The sequence below is a fragment of the Micromonospora sp. CCTCC AA 2012012 genome, from assembly GCF_040499845.1.
In the GTDB taxonomy this organism is placed as follows: domain Bacteria; phylum Actinomycetota; class Actinomycetes; order Mycobacteriales; family Micromonosporaceae; genus Micromonospora; species Micromonospora mangrovi.
Window position 1 is genome coordinate 177,200 of sequence record NZ_CP159342.1, and the last position, 15,603, is coordinate 192,802.

A 15,603-nucleotide genomic window follows, 5' to 3' on the forward strand; every position below is an offset into this window, starting at 1 on the left:
CTCAGCCGGTGGCCGGCGACGCCCGGTCGACGACGACCACGGCGGTGCCGGGCCGGACCTGGTCGAGCAGGCGCTGCTGCCCGCTGCGGGTCAGCCGGATGCAGCCGTTGGTGACGTTCTCGCCGAGGGTGTCGTCGTCGTGCCAGCTGTGCAGTCCGATGTGGGCGCCGCGCAGGCCGGTCGGCACCGCGTCCGGGTCGTCGGGGATCGCGCCGAGGGCGAAGATGTCCACGCCGCCGTACACCGGCTGGGGCGGGGGCGTGCGGCCGAGGACGAAGGTGCGCCCGAGCGGGGTGGCCTGGCCGGGCATGCCGAGGCTGACCTGCCACGACGCCACCGGTCGGCCGTCCCGCCACCAGGTGAGCCGGTGCGACCGGCGCTCCACCACGAGCTGGTCGCGCAGGCCGACGGTCGTCCAGCCGCCCGCCGGCAGCCAGGCGATCCGGCGGTTGGCCGAGGGGAGCAGCACGGCCGTCCAGCCGACCCGGCGGGCCACCACCGGCATGGTCAGCGGCACGTCGCTGATGGTCGGGGCGAGGAAGGCCAGCGGCCGGCCGCCCGGCGCGTCGTAGGCGGCGATCCGCGTGGTCGGCGTGAGGCCCTCCGTCAACGGCGTGGTGTCGCCGGCGTCGGGGTCGGCGGGGAAGCCGGTCGGCGCCGGGTCGTACTCCACCACCGGCAGGTCGTCCGGCGCGGGCGCCGCGTCCGGCACCGGCTCGCCGGTGGGCACCGTCGCGGTCGCCGTGGCGACCGGGCCGGTGGCGGCGTGGCCCGGGGCGGGTGCCGGGTCGCGGGTGAGCGCCGGGCCGACCAGCAGCACGGCCGCGAGCAGCAGGGGTACGCCGAGGGCGGCACCCAGCCAGCCGAGCGCCCAGCGCGAGGTCAATCGGGCGAAAAGCACAAAGGGACTGTAATGGAAAGGTGGCCCCCGGCTCCGCGAAAGGCGGTGCCGGGGGCCTCCCGTTCGGGTCCGGGCCGGTCGGATCTGCGCCGGCCAAGGCCGGGTCAGGGCAGCTTCGCCCCGATGTGGATGGCGACCGCGTCGTGGGCGTTGATGTTCGCCGCGAACCAGCCGCTGCCGTCCACGGTGATCACCGGCCCGCTGCACGTGCCGTTGCTGTAGTCGCCGTGGATGACGTCGCAGTACCGACCGGCGGGCAGCCCGGTGAAGTACGACCGGCCGGTGATCGCGAAGTCCTCGTCGTTGATGGTGAGGAAGCCCTTGCCGGCCCGGCTGAAGGCGATGTGCTGGTAGCCGTTGTCGTACCAGTTGGCCACCGCCGCGCCCTGGGTGGCGTTGTTGAACGCGACCATGTTGGCGATGCCCCGCCAGCGGTGCTCGCACTCCCAGCCGGAGTAGCAGGTGGTGTTGCTGATCTTGTTGCTGGCGTCCGAGGGCGGCCCCTGGTCCTTGTTGCTGAACGTGAAGCTCGACATCACCGCCGGGGTGCCGTACGGCCAGGCCAGCATGAAGGCGTTGGCGAGGGCGTACTCGCCGCGGTCCTTGTAGGTCAGCACCCCGCCGTCGCGCTGGGTGTCGTGGTTGTCGGTGAAGACGACCGCCTGGCTGCTCGGCAGGTAGCCCCAGGACTCGCCGAAGTTCTTCAGGTAGGCCAGCCGCTCGCTGTTGAACATGCGGGCGAGGTCCTTGCCGTAGCGGAACTCGTGCACGTCGCCGTTGCCGGTGTACTCGGTCGGCTGGATCGGCTCACCGGCGCCGTAGATGACCTCCTGCACGATGTACGCCGAGCGGGAGAGCTTGCCCTTGATCGCGGCGATGTCGGCGGCCGGCATGTGCTTGCTGCCGTCCAGCCGGAACCCGTCCACGCCGAGCGAGAGCAGGTCGTTCATGTACCCGGCGATCGTCGACCGGACGTAGTCCGACTCGGTCTTGAGGTCGGCGAGGTTGACCAGCTCGCAGTTCTGCACCTCGTACCGGTCGCTGTAGTTGACGATGTCGTTGTTGCCGTTGCGACCGCAGTAGTGGAAGTCGGCGGAGCTGTAGGTGCCCGGGTAGTTGTAGTGGCCGTACGACGTGCCGGCCCAGCCGGTGCCGCCGTTGTCCTGGCCGGACATGTGGTTGATGACGGTGTCCACGATGACCTTGACACCGGCGTTGTGACAGGTGGTCACCATCGACTGGAACTGCGCCCGGGTGCCCTTGCGGGACTCGATCCGGTAGCTGACCGGCTGGTACGAGACCCACCACGGGGCGGCGTTGACGTGCTCCTGCGGCGGGGAGACCTGGACGTAGCCGTAGCCCTTCGGGCCGAGCGTGTTGGTGCACTCGCTCGCCACCGAGGGCCAGTTCCACTCGAAGAGCTGGACGATGACCTTCTTGCTGCCGGACGTCGCCGCGACGGCCGGGGGTGCCGCCACAGTGGTCGGGACGAGCAGGCTGGCGATCACGCCGAGGGCGAGGACCGCCGAGCGGCATCGACGTCGATGCATCGGTACTCCTGGGGGTGCGGGGGACGGGGGTGGTGGTACGGCGCGGGGAAGGGACTCCAGTGCCGGCTTCTTGCAAGTCCGGACTGAAATTTTCGGCAAGGTTACAAGCGCGTTGCAAGAGCTGTCAACGGATAGAAATACGTCGTTGCGCACTGCGCCAGACGCGTACCTCCGCGTGACGGCCGCCACGTCCGATCCACCGCCACACGCGCGCCGGGGCGGGACGGTTCGACGGAGCGGCCGAGAAATTCACCACCGGGCTGATCCGCTCGCCCCGTCGGTCCGTACTGGAGGAGGGAGCAGGGTCGGTCGGTGGGGGCGCCGCCGTGAGACGATCGAGGAGCAAATGGCCCGGGCACAGCAGAACGAGAAGGCGGCGACCGTCCGGACCGCGAGCACCAGTCGAGGTGTCCGGACCCGACCGAGGACCGCACTGGCGGCGCTGGTCGCGTCCGCGCTGGCCATCGCGTGGGCCGGCGTCGAGCTGGCCGGCGCGGGCACCGTGCTGTACGCGTACGGCTTCTTCTTCACCGAGTTCTTCGCCGGGGTGGTCGCCCTGGTGTCGCTGAGCCTCACCGTGATGATGGGGCTGCTCGCCACCGACCGGCTGGTGATGGGCATCCGGCACCGGGTGCTGCTCCAGTCCGCGCACCGCGCCACCGGCATCCTCGGCGTGGCCGGACTGGTCTTCCACGTCATCACCAAGATCGCGATCGGCCGGGCCGGCCCGACCGACGCCCTGGTGCCCTTCGTCGGCGGCCGGGGACTCTATGTCGGGCTCGGCACCGTGGCCGCGTTCCTCATGGTCAGCGTGCTCTGGACCGGCCTCATCCGGGTCCGCTTCGCCGGCGTCGGTCCGAAGTGGTTCTGGCGGGCGCTGCACTCCATGGCGTACGTCTCCTGGCCGTTCGCCCTCGTCCACGGCCTCAACGCCGGTCGGGCGGCGAAGCCCTGGGTGGTGCTGAGCTATCTGGCCTGTGTGCTGCTGGTGGTGGTGGCGCTGCTGGTCCGCGCCTCCGTCCACCTCGGCAAGCGCAGCCGCGAGCAGCACCAGGCCGCCGCGCTCAACCAGGCGATGGCCGGCCGCCCCACCGAGGAGAGCCGGGGCCTGCTGGCCGGGCTGGGCCGCAAGCGCTCCGGGGACGGGGAGAAGAAGGAGAGCCGCGGCGCCGGCCGTGCCGGCGGCTGGGCGGAGACCACGGCCACGTCGTGGGGTGGCCCGGCCGGCACCGCCCGCCGCCGCGACCCCGACCGGTTCACCGTCCCGGTGGTGCCGGAGCCGGGCAGCCTCCGGGAGCCCGTCCGTGCGACGACCCGGCGACGGCGTGCGGAGGACCTGGAGCCGGCCGCCCGCCGCCGCGACGACGAGCCCCGCCGCGAGGAACGGGAACCGGTGGTCCGCCGCGCCGACGCGGAGCGGTCCGGCCGCCGCTACCGGGACGAGGAGGAGGCGCCGACCCGCCGCTCCCGCGCGGACGCGCGCTACTCGTCGCCGCCCCGGGCGGCCGAACCGGAGGAGCCGTGGGACAGCCCGCGCCGCTGGGAGAGCGACGAGCGCCCGGTGTCGGCCGAACCGATCTCGGCCGGACCGATCTCCGCCGCGCCGCGCAGCGGGGGCGGCCGGCACAGCGCCGAGGACGAGGTGCCCGTCGAGGCCGACTACTGGCGCCCGCCGGCCAGCTACGTCCCGGACGACGTGCCCGTCGACGACACCCCGACCCTGGTCGACCTCGCCTCGCGGCGGGCGCTGCGGGCCGCCGGCGAGGCCCGCTCCTCGCGGCGACGCCGGGCCAGCGCCGACGCGGTCGACGGGGCGTACTGGGCGGGGCTGCGGGGTGAGGCGAAGTGATGCGGACGACGGTGCCCCCGGTGGCCTGCGTCGGCGAGCCCCGGCTCACCGCGGGCTTCGCCGAGTTCGGCCGGCTCGACCTGCTCGCCCACGAGGACGTGCACGGCCCGATCGGGCCGATGGAACCGGTCAACCTGCTCCGGCTGGCCGAGGCGATCGACCTCAAGGGCAAGGGCGGGGCCGGCTTCCCGTTCGCCCGCAAGCTGCGCGCCGTGCTGGAGTCCTGCGAGCGGCAGGACCTCGGCGCGGTGGTGGTGGTCAACGCCACCGAGGGTGAGCCGGCCAGCTGGAAGGACAAGGTGCTGCTCACCCGGGCCCCGCACCTCGTCCTCGATGGCGCGGCGCTGGCCGCGTACGCGCTGGACGCCGAGGAGATCGTGATCGGGGTGGCCGACGACGAGGTGGGCCGGCCGTCGCTGACCGAGGCGCTCTCCGAACGCCGGATGCCGGTGCCGACCACCATCGTCACCGTCCCGCACCGGTTCATCTCCGGCGAGGGCGGCGCGCTGGTCAACGGCATCAACGGGCTGCCGCACATCCCACCCGGCACCAAGAAGCGCTCCAGCGACTCCGGCGTCAACAACCTGCCCACCCTGCTGTCCAACGCGGAGACGTACGCGCAGCTCGCCGTCGCCGCCCGGCTCGGCCCGTACGAGTACGCCGCGCTCGGCACCGACGACGAGCCGGGCACCGTGCTGCTCACCGTCAGCGGCGCGGCGGGCCGCCCCGCGGTGGTGGAGTGCGCCGCCGGCACGCCGCTGCGCGAGATCCTCGACCTCTGCGAGGTGCCCGACGGCCCGGGCATCCTGATGGGCGGCTACCACGGCAAGTGGATCACCTCGGAGGCGGCGGCGCGGGCGGAGGTCTCCCGCAGGGGGCTCGCCGCCGTCGGCGGCACCCTCGGCGCCGGCATCGTCCTCCCGATCAGCCGGGACACCTGCCCGCTCGGCGAGGTCGCCCAGGTGGTCCGCTACCTGGCCGGCGAGTCGGCCGGGCAGTGCGGGCCGTGCAAGATGGGCCTGCCCGACCTGGCCCGCGCCGTCGACCTCGCCGTCTCCGGCAGCGCCCCGGTCGAGATCGTCCGGGCCGCGGCGGGCGACGTGAAGGGGCGCGGGGCGTGCAGCCACCCGGACGGCACCGCCCGCTTCGCCCTCAGCGCGATGGAGGTCTTCGCCGACGACCTGCGGTTGCACACCACAGGCGACGGCTGCGGCAAGCGGGTCAAGGGCCTGATGGGGCTGCCCGGCGCGCCGGACGCCAACCCGCAGAAGCTCACCCTGGACTGGTCCCGCTGCGACGGGCACGGGCTCTGCGCCCACGTGGTGCCGGACTTCATCCGGCTCGACGCCAACGGATACCCGGCCTTCCCGGCCACCCCGGTCCCCACCTGGCTGCGGGAGGGCACGCTGAAGGCGGTCAAGGTCTGTCCCGAACTCGCGCTCCGGCTCGCCAGCGCCGAATAGCCGACCGAGAGGAGACGCGATGCCGCGTCGAACGTCAGCGCCGGCTCGGGCGGTCCCGCCCCGACGCCTGGGCACCGCCGCCGTGCTCGTCGCCGCGCTGCTCGGCGCGGCCTCCTGCGCGGTCGGCCCGGAGCCGGGGTCGCCGGTGCGCGTCGCCGCCGCGTCGCCCGCCACCGCGTCGGCCACGCCGACCGCCAGCGCCGTGGCCGCGCCGACCGGGACGCCCGCCGCGCCGCCGGTGGTCCCGGCCCGGGTGCCGGAGACGTTGACGTTCAGCGCGAAGACCCTCGACGGTACGACCTTCTCCGCCGCCCGGCTGGCCGGCAAGCCGGTGGTGCTCTGGTTCTGGGCGCCCTGGTGCGCCACCTGCGCCAGCCAGGCCTGGACCGTCGCCGAGATCGCCCCGAAGTACCGCGACACGGTGCCGATCATCGGCGTCGCCGGCCTCGGCGAGCAGAAGGCCATGAAGGAGTTCGTCGCCGAGTTCGACCTCGGCGGCACACCCCAGCTCGACGACCGGGCCGGTGCGCTGTGGCGCCGCTTCGAGGTGGTCGAGCAGAGCACCTTCCTGATCATCGACCGGGACGGCCGGGTCGTCCAGCAGGGCTTCCTCGACGGTGAGTCACTCAGCCGTCGGGTCGCCGAGCTGGCCGGCTGATGACCGGCCCGCTGCTGCTCGCGCTGACCGCCGGCATGCTCGGCGCGGTCAACCCGTGCGGCTTCGCGATGCTGCCGGCGTACCTCTCGCTGCTGGTCGCCGGTCCGCCCGACGGGCGCGGCGCGGTGGGCCGCGCGCTCACCGCGACGGTCGGGCTCACCCTCGGGTACGTGCTGGTCTTCGGCGCCTTCGGGCTGGCCCTGGCCCCGCTGGCCGACCGGCTGCGCCCCCGGCTGCCGTGGACCACGGTGACCCTCGGCGTGCTGCTGGTGGCGGCCGGCTGCTGGCTGCTGGCCGGGCGTCGACTGCCCGCCCCGCGCGGGCTCACCCGTGCCCCGCGGCTGACCCGTTCCTGGCCGTCCATGGCGCTCTTCGGGATGGCGTACGCCCTGGCGTCGCTGACCTGCTCGATCGCCCCGTTCCTGGCGATCGTGGTGACCAGCCTCCAGGCCGGCTCGACGCTGCGCGGGCTGGCGCTCTTCGGCGCGTACGCGACGGGCATGGCCCTGGTCCTCGCGGTGGCCGCGCTCGGTGTGGCGCTGCTGCGCGGCCGGCTGGTGGCCCGGCTGCGCGGCGCCGGCGCGTGGGTGCCCCGGCTCAGCGGCCTGGTGCTCCTGCTGGCCGGCGGCTACGTCGCCTGGTACGGCTGGTACGAGGTGCGGCTCGCGCAGGGCCGGCACGACGCCTTCGGTGACCCGGTCGTGCTCGCCGCCGCCCGGCTCCAGCACGCCCTGGTCGCGGGGCTGGCCGCGGCCGGCCCGGCGGTCCTCGCCGCGGCCCTGGCCGCGCTCCTGCTGCTGGGCCTGGGGCGGCGCGCCGCGGCGTTCCGGAGACGACGCACGGCGGGCGTCGGAAGATCCGACGCCCGCCGTGCGCGGGTGGTCAGCGGAGCGGGGTGAGCCGGTCCGTGCCCAGCTTGTCGCGGAGCACCTCCGGCACCAGCACCGAACCGTCGGGCTGCTGGAACTGCTCCACGATGGCCGGGAAGAGCCGGCTGGTGGCCAGCGCCGAGCCGTTCAGCGTGTGCACGAAGCGGGTCTGCTTGCCGCCCGGCTCGCGGTAGCGGATCGCCGCCCGGCGGGCCTGGTAGTCACCGGCCCAGGAGACCGACGACACCTCCTTGTACTTCCCGGTGCTCGGCATCCACACCTCGATGTCGAGGGTCTTCTTCATCGAGGCGCTGGCGTCGCCGGCGGCGAGCAGGCTGGTCTGGAAGTGCAGGCCCAACTGCTCGACCAGGCCCTCCACGTGCCCGACCATCGCCTCCAGCGCGGCGTCGGCCTGCTCGGGGAGGGTGAACTGGAAGATCTCCACCTTGTTGAACTGGTGACCGCGCACCGTGCCGCGCTCGTCCGAGTGCGAGCCGGCCGCCTCGCGGCGGTAGCAGGGGGTGTAGGCGAACCGCTTCAGCGGCAGCTTCGCCGTCTCCAGGATCTCGTCCTGGTACGCCCCGAGGATCGCCGTCTCCGACGTGGGCAGCAGGAACTGCCCGCGCGGCGCCGACTCCCGGTCCAGGTGGTAGACGTCGTCGTAGAACTTGGGGAACTGGCCGGCGGCGAAACCGGCGGTGTCCAGCAGCAGGTGCGGCGGGAGCAGGAACTCGTACCCGGCCTTGACGTTCTGCTCGATCAGCCAGTTGACCAGCGCCCACTCCAGCTGGGCACCGATGCCGGTGTACATCCAGAAGCCGGAACCGCCGAGCTTGACGCCCCGCTCGTGATCGACCAGACCGAGCGACCTGCTCAGCTCGACGTGGTCACGAACCTGCGCGATGGCCGGCGGCTCACCGAAGGTGCGGACGACCCGGTTCGCCTCCTTGCCGCCGGGCACCACGTCCTCGGCGGGCAGGTTGGGCAGCTCGCTCATCGCCTCCCGGAGCCGGGACTGCACCTCGTCCAGCTGGGACTCCAGCTCGGCGAGCTGCTTGCGCTCGGCCTCCGGGGCGCTCGGCTCCGGCGCGGTGCCGGCCCGCTTCGCCTGCGCGTACGCCCGCGACTCCGCCTTACGGCGCTGCCGTTCGGCGTCGATCCCGCTGATCAGGGCGCGGCGCTCCTGGTCGAGCCGCTGGATCTCGTCCAGCGCCCGGTTGACCTCGGCAGGATCCAGACGCTTCGCCAGCGCGGTCGCCACCGCCTCGCGATCCTTCCGGATCAACTCCATGTCGAGCATGCTGCTCGTACGCCTCCGTCCAGGCAGTCAGGTGGGACCCCCAGATGCTACCGTCGCGCCCGTTTCCGCCCGTGCCGCACCCGGGTGCTCCGCCCGCGCGGCACCCGGATCAGAGCCGGATCGGCATCAGGATCGAGAAGGCGTGCTCGTCGTCGGGGCGGCGGACGGCCAGCGGGGCGATCGGGCCGTCCAGCTCCAGCACCAACTGCCCCCGGTCACCCGCGTCGAGCGCGTCGAGCAGATATTCCCGGTTCACGCCGACCCGGAGCGCGTCGCCGTCGGTGTCGTCCGGGGCGACGACCCGCAGGCCACCCCCGGCGTCCACGCCCAGCACGGTCACCTCGGCGCGTACCCCGTCGTGGTCGTGCACGTGCACCGGCACGCCGTCGGCGGTGAGCGCCGCGCGCAGCGCGACCACGTCCACCGGCACCCGGCGGGTCGGTGCGCCGGTGCCCTTGCCGTGCAGCAGCCGCCGGTGGTCCGGGAAGTCGTACGGCAGGGCGGCGGCACCGACGCTGCGGTCCGCGACCGAGAACCGGACGTCGTCGCCGGTCACGGTGACGTGGACCTCCGGCGCGGTCCCCGGGTCCAGCAGGGCGCGGGCCTCGTCGACGAGCCCGACCGGGGCGAGCACCCGCAGCGGCGGGCCGTCGACCGTCCCGCCGACCCGGGCCAGGGCCAGGCGGTAGCGGTCGGTGGCGACCAGCCGGAGGCCGTCCGGCTCGACCTCCAGCAGCACCCCGGCCAGCATCGGCAGCTCCGGGTCGGCGCTGACGGCGAAGCGGACCGCGTCGACGGCGGCGGCGAGGTCGACACGGGACAGCACGAGGCGGGTGGTCATCGGGAACTCCTCCGGTTCGATCAGGGCACGGATCCGGGAGAGTTCACGGCGGGCGTCGGCGAGGCCGTCCTCCAGCCGGCGCAGGTGCGCGTCCAGCAGCCGGCCGACCACCGCCGGCTCCGACCGGTGCCGCAGCGCGGCGGCGATCCCGGCCAGTGGCATCCCGACCCGGCGCAGCGCGGCCACCAGCCGGGCCGGGTCGACCTGGTCGTCGGCGTACCAGCGGTAGCCGGTGACCGGGTCGACCCGGGCCGGGGCGAGCACGCCGGAGCGGTCGTAGAACCGCAGCGCGCTCACCGTCAGCCCGCTGGCCCGGGCCAGCTCGCCGATGCTGCGCAGTTCGCTCTCCACGGCGGAGATCCTGTGCCCTCGACCCACTTCAGGGTCAACCGTCGGTCCGCACCCGGAAGGTGAGGCCCGCGCGGGTGAGCCGGTCGAGGAGGGCGTCGCCCATCGCGGTGACCGGGGTGACCTGACCGGCGGTGGGCGGCAGGTCGTCGCAGGCCAGGCAGAGCGCGGACTCGGCGAGCATCTTGGCGGTCTCGTCATAGCCGGGGTCGCCGCCGGCCACCTCGGTGAGCACGGTCCGGCCACCGCCGGTGCCGACGAAACGCACCTTGAACCAGGACTTCGCCCGCTGCTCGGCGGTCGGCCCCTGACCGGAGGCGAGCCGGCCGAGCAGCCACCGTCGGGTCGGCGGCAGCTTCACCAGCCCCACCAGGCCGGCCATGCCGACCCCGGCGACCAGGATCGTCGGCAGCCGCTTCATCGCGGCGAAGTGCCGGTAGCGGAAGTCCGGGCCGTACTCCGGGCGGGCCGCCGCCGAGCGGCGGACCACCTGCGGGTCGATGGTGGGCAGCGGCACCGCCCACATGCCGATCTCCTTCGCCCGGCCCACCTTTCCCGGCACCGCCCGCACCCGGCGTCCCTCCGGACGCGGCTCCACGGCCTTGCGGGCCTTCGCCGCCCGGCTCATCTCCCCGGTACGGGAGAACGCGGTCAGCGCCGAGTGGTACGTCCCGGCGGAGAACTTCCCGCCGGCCCGGACGTAGCCGTCCACGGTGACCGGCCCGGAGGTGTCCAACTGCTTGAGGGTGTACCAGACCCCGAGGTCGTGCGGGATCGAGTCGAAGCCGCAGGCGTGCACCAGGCGCGCGCCGGTGCGGACCGCCTCGGCGTGGTGCCGCACGTACATCAGGTCGACGAACTCCGGCTCACCGGTGATGTCCAGGTAGTCGGTCCCGGCGGCGGCGCAGGCCGCGACCAGCGGCTCCCCGTGGTGGACGTACGGCCCGACGGTGCTGGCCACCACCCGGGCGCTCTCCGCCACGGCGCGCAGCGACGCCGGGTCGGTCACGTCGGCGGTCAGCAGCGGCAGCCCGGCCAGCGCCGGGTCGATCGCGGCCAGCCGGTCCCGGACGCCGGCCAGCTTGCCGGGGTTGCGACCGGCGAGGGCCCAGCGCAGCCACGTCGGGGCGTGCCGGGCCAGGTACTCGGCGGTGAGGGCGCCGGTGAAGCCGGTCGCGCCGAACAGGACGAGGTCGTACGGGCGATCGTCAGGCATCCGCCGAGTGTGCCACCTGCCCGGCCGGTCACGGCGAGAAGACCGCCCGTACGCACCCGTCCGCCCGGTCCCGGAACAGGGCGTAGCCTTCCGTGCCCCGCTCCAGCGGCAGCCGGTGCGTGGCCAGGTGCTCGGTACGCAGCTCGTCGCGGGCCATCCGGTCCAGCAGCATCGGGATCCACCGCTGCCCGTGCTGCCGCGAACTGCGTACGCTCAGCCCCTTGTTCATCACCGCGCCGAGCGGGAACGCGTCCACGAAACCCGTCCAGGTGCCGAGGACCACCACCGTGCCGCCCTTGCGGCAGGAGTGCACCGCCTCCCGCAGCGCCAACGGCCGGTCCGCGCCGCCGCCCCACCGCCCCGGTGCTTCCGCCTCCGCGCCGACGGCCTCCACGCACACGTCGGGCCCCCGGCCACCGCTGCGTTCCCGCAGCTCGGCGGCGACGTCGACGTAGCGGTAGTTGAGCGGCTCCGCGCCGACGTGCCGCTGCACCATCCGCAGCCGGTCGTCGTGGCGGTCGACGACGATCACCCGTTCCGCGCCGCGCAGCAGGGCCGCCCCGGCGGTGAGCTGCCCGACCGCCCCCGCGCCCCAGACCGCCACCACGTCACCCGGCCCCACCCCGCCCAGCTCGGCGCCCATCCAGCCGGTCGGCGCGGCGTCGGAGGCGAACACCGCCCGGTCGTCGCTGACCGGCTCCGGCACCCGGAACGCGCCCACGTCGGCGTACGGCACCCGGACGTACTCGGCGTGGCTGCCGGCGAAGCCGCCCAGCGCGCCGGGGTGGCCGTAGCAGCCGCCGGTCGGCTGCCCCCAGGCCGCCTCGGTGACCGCCGGGCCGGTGCTGCCGTTGTCGCAGCAGGCGAAGAGGCCCTGCCGGCAGAACCAGCAGGCGCCGCAGGAGACCGCGGCGCAGACCACCACCCGGTCCCCGGGCCGGTGTCGGCGCACCTCGGGGCCGACCTCGACCACCTCGCCGAGGAACTCGTGCCCGAGCACGTCCCCGACGGCCAGGAAGGGCGTCCGCCCGCCGAGCAGGGCCAGGTCGGCGCCGCAGGTGGCGCTCCGCCGCACCCGGACGATCATGTCCTGGGCGTTGCGCAGCTCCGGGTCGGGGACCTCGCGTACCGCCAGCTCGTCGGTGCCCGCCCAGCACAGCGCCCTCACCCGGCCGCCTCCGGCCGGTCCACCGGCGACCGGTCGGCGCGCAGCACCTCGCCGGTCTCGGCGAGCTGCTTCACCTGCCGCAGCCGCTCCCGCAGGAAGAGGCCGAGGTCGTCGCCGACCAGGTGCGCGGCCGGGCCGGGCAGCGCCGCCTCCCCGCGCAGCGGCCGGGCGGCGAGTTCGGTGCCACGTCCGCCGGGCGCGGGCCGGGCGTGCAGCTCGACCGCGCCGTCCAGCCGGCGCAGCGGCTCCGGCCAGCGGCCGGTGGGCAGCACGTCCTCGGGGCGGCCCGCCACGGTGACCACCTGCCACCGGCCGGGCCGCGGGTCCGGCCCGGCCGCCCGGGGCCAGCCCGCCCGCCGAGGTACGACCAGCGCCCGTACCGCCGTCGCCCCGGCGGCCAGCACCGCGAGCGCCATCCCGCCACCGGCCAGCCGTCCCATCCGTGTCACCTGCCCCTCGCCTCGCCGTGGGTCACCGGGCGGCGCACGCCTGTGCTCTGCTGCAGCCCATGCAACACAGATCGCCTCCAGGTGTCGCCTCCACCGGTGCAGAGCAAAGTCGGCCGCCCGCGTCCCCCCACGATCCGGCCGACCCGGGTGAAGCCGGCTCGCCCCGAAGGGGTGAACCCGGCCGGGTCGGGTAACCGCTGCCGGCACGACCGGGGCGGGCACGACGGGGGAGGGGCCGCATGGCGGAGCAGTACAGCCGCGTCGAGGTGGCCGGGACGCCGTCGGAGCCGGTGACCGGCGAGGTCGCGCCCGAGCTGACCGCCCCGGCCGGGGCGCCGCTGCTGACGTCCCGGCTGTCGCCGCCCGCGCCGCCGGAGCCGCTGCTGCTGCGGCCCCGCCTGCTGGACCGGCTGGACCAGGGGGTGGCCGGGCCGGTCACGCTGGTCCGCGGGCCGGCCGGCTGGGGCAAGACCACCCTGCTCGCCACCTGGGCCCGGCACACCGCGACGACGCCGGCCTGGGTCGGCGTGGAGGAGGGCGACACCGGGCCACGGCTCTGGTCGTACCTGGCGGCGGCGCTGCGGTCGGCCGTCGAGGGCGGGCCGGACGACGGGGCGCCGGTGCCGGACACCCCGCCCCGGCCGGACCAGCTGGAACTGCTCGCCGCCGCGCTGGCCGCCCGGGAACGACCGGTGCTGCTGGTCCTGGACGACCTGCACCGGATCACCGACCCGGCGGCGCTGGCCGGGCTGGAGTTCCTGCTGCGCCACACCGAGCAGCGGCTGCGGCTGGTGGTCGGCGCGCGGACCGGGCTGCCGCTCGCGCTGCACCGCTGGCGGCTGGCCGGGGAGCTGACCGAGGTGGGCCCGGATGAGCTGGCCCTCACCGACGACGAGGTGGCCGACCTGCTGGTGGCGCACGGGGTCCGGCTGCCCGCCGCCGCGGTGCCCCGGCTGCGGGAACGCACCGGCGGTTGGCCGGCCGGCCTCCGCCTCGCCGCGCTGGCCCTGCGCGCCGAGGCGGATCCGGCCCGCGCGGTGGAGCGGTTCGGCGGGGACCACCCGGACGTGGCCGGCTACCTGCGCGAGGAGGTGCTCGGCCCGCTCGACCCGGACGCCCGGGACCTGCTGTTGCGCAGCGCCGTCGCCGACGCCGTCTGCGCGGACCTGGCGGGCGCGGTCAGCGGCCACGGGGACGCCGGGCAGCGCCTGGCCGACCTGGCCCGCGATGGTGGCTTCCTGAGCCACGACGACAGCGGCCCGCCCTGGTACCGGTGCCAGCCGCTCCTGGCCGACCTGCTCCGCGCCGAGCTGGGCCGGCTCCCCGCCGACGAGCTGCGCGACCTGCACCGCCGGGCGGCCGGCTGGTACGCGGGCAACGGCCGCCCCGCCGACGCGTTGCGGCACGCGCTGGCGGCCGGCGAGTGGGACCGGGCGACCGAGCTGCTCATCGCCGAGTGGCCCGAGCTGGCCCCGTACGAGCGGGCGGTCCCGGCCGGCCCGCCGCCCGCCGAGCCGCCCGTCGAGGCGCTGCGCCGCGACCCGGAGCTGGCGCTGGCCTACGCGGCGGAGCGGGCGTACGCGGGAGACGTCGCCGCGGCGGCCGGGCACCTGCGGACCGCCGTCGGGTACGCCCGGGAGCTGCCCGTGCCGCGCCGGGACCGGTTCCGCCGGCTGGCCGCCGCGCTGGAACTCACCCTGGCCCGGCTGGCCGGCGACCACGGGGAGGTACGCCGGGCCGCCGCCCGGCTGCTCGCCACGCGTACCGCCCCGGGGCCCGGGGACGATCCCCGGGCGGGAACCGGGGAGGACGCCGACGCGCGGGCGGTCGCCGGTACGGCGCTCGGCCTGGTCGAGCTGGCCGAGGGGGAGCTGCGCGCCGCCGGGGACCGGTTCGCCACGGCACTGCTGGCCGCCCGGCAGACCGGTCGGGCCCGTACCGGGCTGGTCTGTGCCAGCCGGGTGGCGTTGCTCGACGCGCTGCGCGGTCGACTGCGGGTCGCCGAGCGGACCGCGGCGGAGGCGTTGACGATGCCGCCCGGCCAGGGCTGGTCGTGCCGGGTGGACTGCGGGCACGCGTACCTCGCGCTGGCGGTGGTGGCGCTGCACCGGGACGAGCCGGCGGAGGCGGCGGCGCAGCTGGCCCTGGCCGGTCCGGCCGTGGCGGAGCCCGGGGTGGCCCCGCTCGCCGCGCTCTGCGGGGCGGAGCAGCTCGCCGAGCGGGGGGAGGAGGCCGCCGCCCTGCACGCGCTGACCGCCGCCCGGGAGCCGGCGGTCGGTGGCGCGGAGCCGGCCGCCTGGCTGACCGCCGCCGAGGCGCAGCTGCGCGCCGCCGTCGGTGACGTGGAGACCGCCCGTACCCTCCTCGCCGACGCGTCCCCGGGCGGCGAAGCGGACGGGCCGGTGGCCGCCGTGCTGGGGGTGGCGGCGGCCCGGGTCGAGCTGCGGGCCGGCGACCCCCGGGCCGCCGGGCAGGCGCTGCCCGACTGGTCGGCCCCCGGCGCGGACGGCTGGCCGCTGTCGGTACGCCTCGCCGCCGGGGTGCTCGACGCGGTGCTGGCCCGCGCGGCCGGCGACGAGCGGCGGGCCGGCCGGATCCTGGAGCAGGTGCTCGACCTGGCCGCGCCGGAGGGGTTCCGCCGGGTCTTCACCCGGGGCGAGCCGGGGGTACGCGACCTGCTCGCCGCCCACCTCGACTCCGGCACGGCGCACTGGGCGACGGTGAGCGACCTGGTCCGGGAGGTGGACGAGCACGCCGCCGACGAGACGCCGCGCGAGCGGGCGGACCGGGCCCTGGACGAGCCGCTCACCGAGCGGGAGCTGACCATCCTGCGCTACCTGCAGAGCATCCTGTCCAACGTGGAGATCGCCGGTGAGTTGTCGCTCTCGGTCAACACGGTCAAGACGCACGTGCGCAACATCTACCGCAAGCTCGACGCGACCCGCCGGCGCGAGGCGGTCCGGCGGGCCCGTGAGCTGCGGCTGATCTGAC

12 protein-coding genes are annotated in these 15,603 nt (G+C 75.5%); 5 read left to right on the forward strand and 7 right to left on the reverse strand.

Annotated features, from left to right (window positions below; all coding sequences use genetic code 11):
- Nucleotide 1 precedes the first annotated feature (1 nt).
- Nucleotides 2-901, reverse strand: coding sequence for a L,D-transpeptidase (locus ABUL08_RS00880; RefSeq protein WP_350933699.1), 900 nt, complete (start codon nt 899-901; stop codon nt 2-4).
- Between the two features lie 104 nt (nt 902-1,005).
- Nucleotides 1,006-2,451 carry an alpha-amylase gene (locus ABUL08_RS00885; RefSeq protein WP_350933701.1) on the reverse strand — a complete coding sequence of 482 codons (1,446 nt, stop codon included), beginning with the start codon at nt 2,449-2,451 and terminating at the stop codon, nt 1,006-1,008.
- 346 nt (nt 2,452-2,797) lie between these two features.
- Here ABUL08_RS00885 and ABUL08_RS00890 point away from each other — a divergent pair, with 346 nt between their 5' ends.
- Genes ABUL08_RS00890 through ABUL08_RS00905 form a run of 4 tightly spaced genes read left to right on the forward strand, consistent with a single transcriptional unit; the run spans nt 2,798 to nt 7,320 of the window.
- A complete protein-coding gene (locus ABUL08_RS00890) occupies nt 2,798-4,300 on the forward strand; it encodes a ferric reductase-like transmembrane domain-containing protein (RefSeq protein WP_350933702.1) in 1,503 nt (500 codons plus the stop codon).
- Nucleotides 4,297-5,763, forward strand: a complete 1,467-nt coding sequence (locus ABUL08_RS00895; protein ID WP_350933703.1) for an NADH-ubiquinone oxidoreductase-F iron-sulfur binding region domain-containing protein — start codon at nt 4,297-4,299, stop codon at nt 5,761-5,763. Before ABUL08_RS00890 ends, ABUL08_RS00895 begins: the two co-directional genes overlap by 4 nt.
- 19 nt (nt 5,764-5,782) lie before the next feature.
- Nucleotides 5,783-6,421 carry a redoxin domain-containing protein gene (locus ABUL08_RS00900; protein ID WP_350933704.1) on the forward strand — a complete coding sequence of 213 codons (639 nt, stop codon included), beginning with the start codon at nt 5,783-5,785 and terminating at the stop codon, nt 6,419-6,421.
- On the forward strand, nt 6,418-7,320 hold the full coding sequence (locus tag ABUL08_RS00905) for a cytochrome c biogenesis CcdA family protein (protein ID WP_377522862.1): 903 nt from the start codon (nt 6,418-6,420) through the stop codon (nt 7,318-7,320). Before ABUL08_RS00900 ends, ABUL08_RS00905 begins: the two co-directional genes overlap by 4 nt.
- Here the strand turns inward: ABUL08_RS00905 and serS are convergent.
- The 5 genes from serS to ABUL08_RS00930 form a co-directional block, all read right to left on the reverse strand.
- Complete coding sequence (serS, locus tag ABUL08_RS00910; RefSeq protein WP_350933706.1) at nt 7,304-8,590, reverse strand: serine--tRNA ligase; 1,287 nt, start codon at nt 8,588-8,590, stop codon at nt 7,304-7,306. The genes ABUL08_RS00905 and serS overlap by 17 nt on opposite strands.
- Before the next feature lie 109 nt (nt 8,591-8,699).
- Nucleotides 8,700-9,770 (reverse strand): DNA polymerase III subunit beta family protein, encoded by a 1,071-nt coding sequence (locus ABUL08_RS00915; RefSeq protein ID WP_350938420.1) that lies wholly within the window; start codon nt 9,768-9,770, stop codon nt 8,700-8,702.
- A 46-nt stretch (nt 9,771-9,816) separates the two neighbouring features.
- Complete coding sequence (locus ABUL08_RS00920) at nt 9,817-10,995, reverse strand: saccharopine dehydrogenase family protein (protein WP_350933707.1); 1,179 nt, start codon at nt 10,993-10,995, stop codon at nt 9,817-9,819.
- Nucleotides 10,996-11,023: 28 nt separating this feature from the next.
- On the reverse strand, nt 11,024-12,163 hold the full coding sequence (locus ABUL08_RS00925) for a zinc-dependent alcohol dehydrogenase (protein WP_350933708.1): 1,140 nt from the start codon (nt 12,161-12,163) through the stop codon (nt 11,024-11,026).
- A complete protein-coding gene (locus ABUL08_RS00930; protein WP_377522864.1) occupies nt 12,160-12,579 on the reverse strand; it encodes a hypothetical protein in 420 nt (139 codons plus the stop codon). The genes ABUL08_RS00925 and ABUL08_RS00930 overlap by 4 nt, the downstream gene beginning before the upstream one ends.
- Nucleotides 12,580-12,851: 272 nt before the next feature.
- Here ABUL08_RS00930 and ABUL08_RS00935 point away from each other — a divergent pair, with 272 nt between their 5' ends.
- The gene (locus tag ABUL08_RS00935) at nt 12,852-15,602 is read left to right on the forward strand and encodes a helix-turn-helix transcriptional regulator (RefSeq protein ID WP_350933710.1); all 2,751 of its coding nucleotides are present in this window, start codon (nt 12,852-12,854) and stop codon (nt 15,600-15,602) included.
- Nucleotide 15,603 lies beyond the last annotated feature (1 nt).

Coding starts and splice junctions, on each gene's coding strand:
- ABUL08_RS00885 (WP_350933701.1), bottom strand. CDS start 2,451: ATGCATCGACGTCGATGCCGCTCGGCGGTCCTCGCCCTCGGCGTGATC.
- ABUL08_RS00930 (WP_377522864.1), bottom strand. CDS start 12,579: ATGGCGCTCGCGGTGCTGGCCGCCGGGGCGACGGCGGTACGGGCGCTG.
- ABUL08_RS00890 (WP_350933702.1), top strand. CDS start 2,798: ATGGCCCGGGCACAGCAGAACGAGAAGGCGGCGACCGTCCGGACCGCG.
- ABUL08_RS00920 (WP_350933707.1), bottom strand. CDS start 10,995: ATGCCTGACGATCGCCCGTACGACCTCGTCCTGTTCGGCGCGACCGGC.
- ABUL08_RS00935 (WP_350933710.1), top strand. CDS start 12,852: ATGGCGGAGCAGTACAGCCGCGTCGAGGTGGCCGGGACGCCGTCGGAG.
- ABUL08_RS00900 (WP_350933704.1), top strand. CDS start 5,783: ATGCCGCGTCGAACGTCAGCGCCGGCTCGGGCGGTCCCGCCCCGACGC.
- serS (WP_350933706.1), bottom strand. CDS start 8,590: ATGCTCGACATGGAGTTGATCCGGAAGGATCGCGAGGCGGTGGCGACC.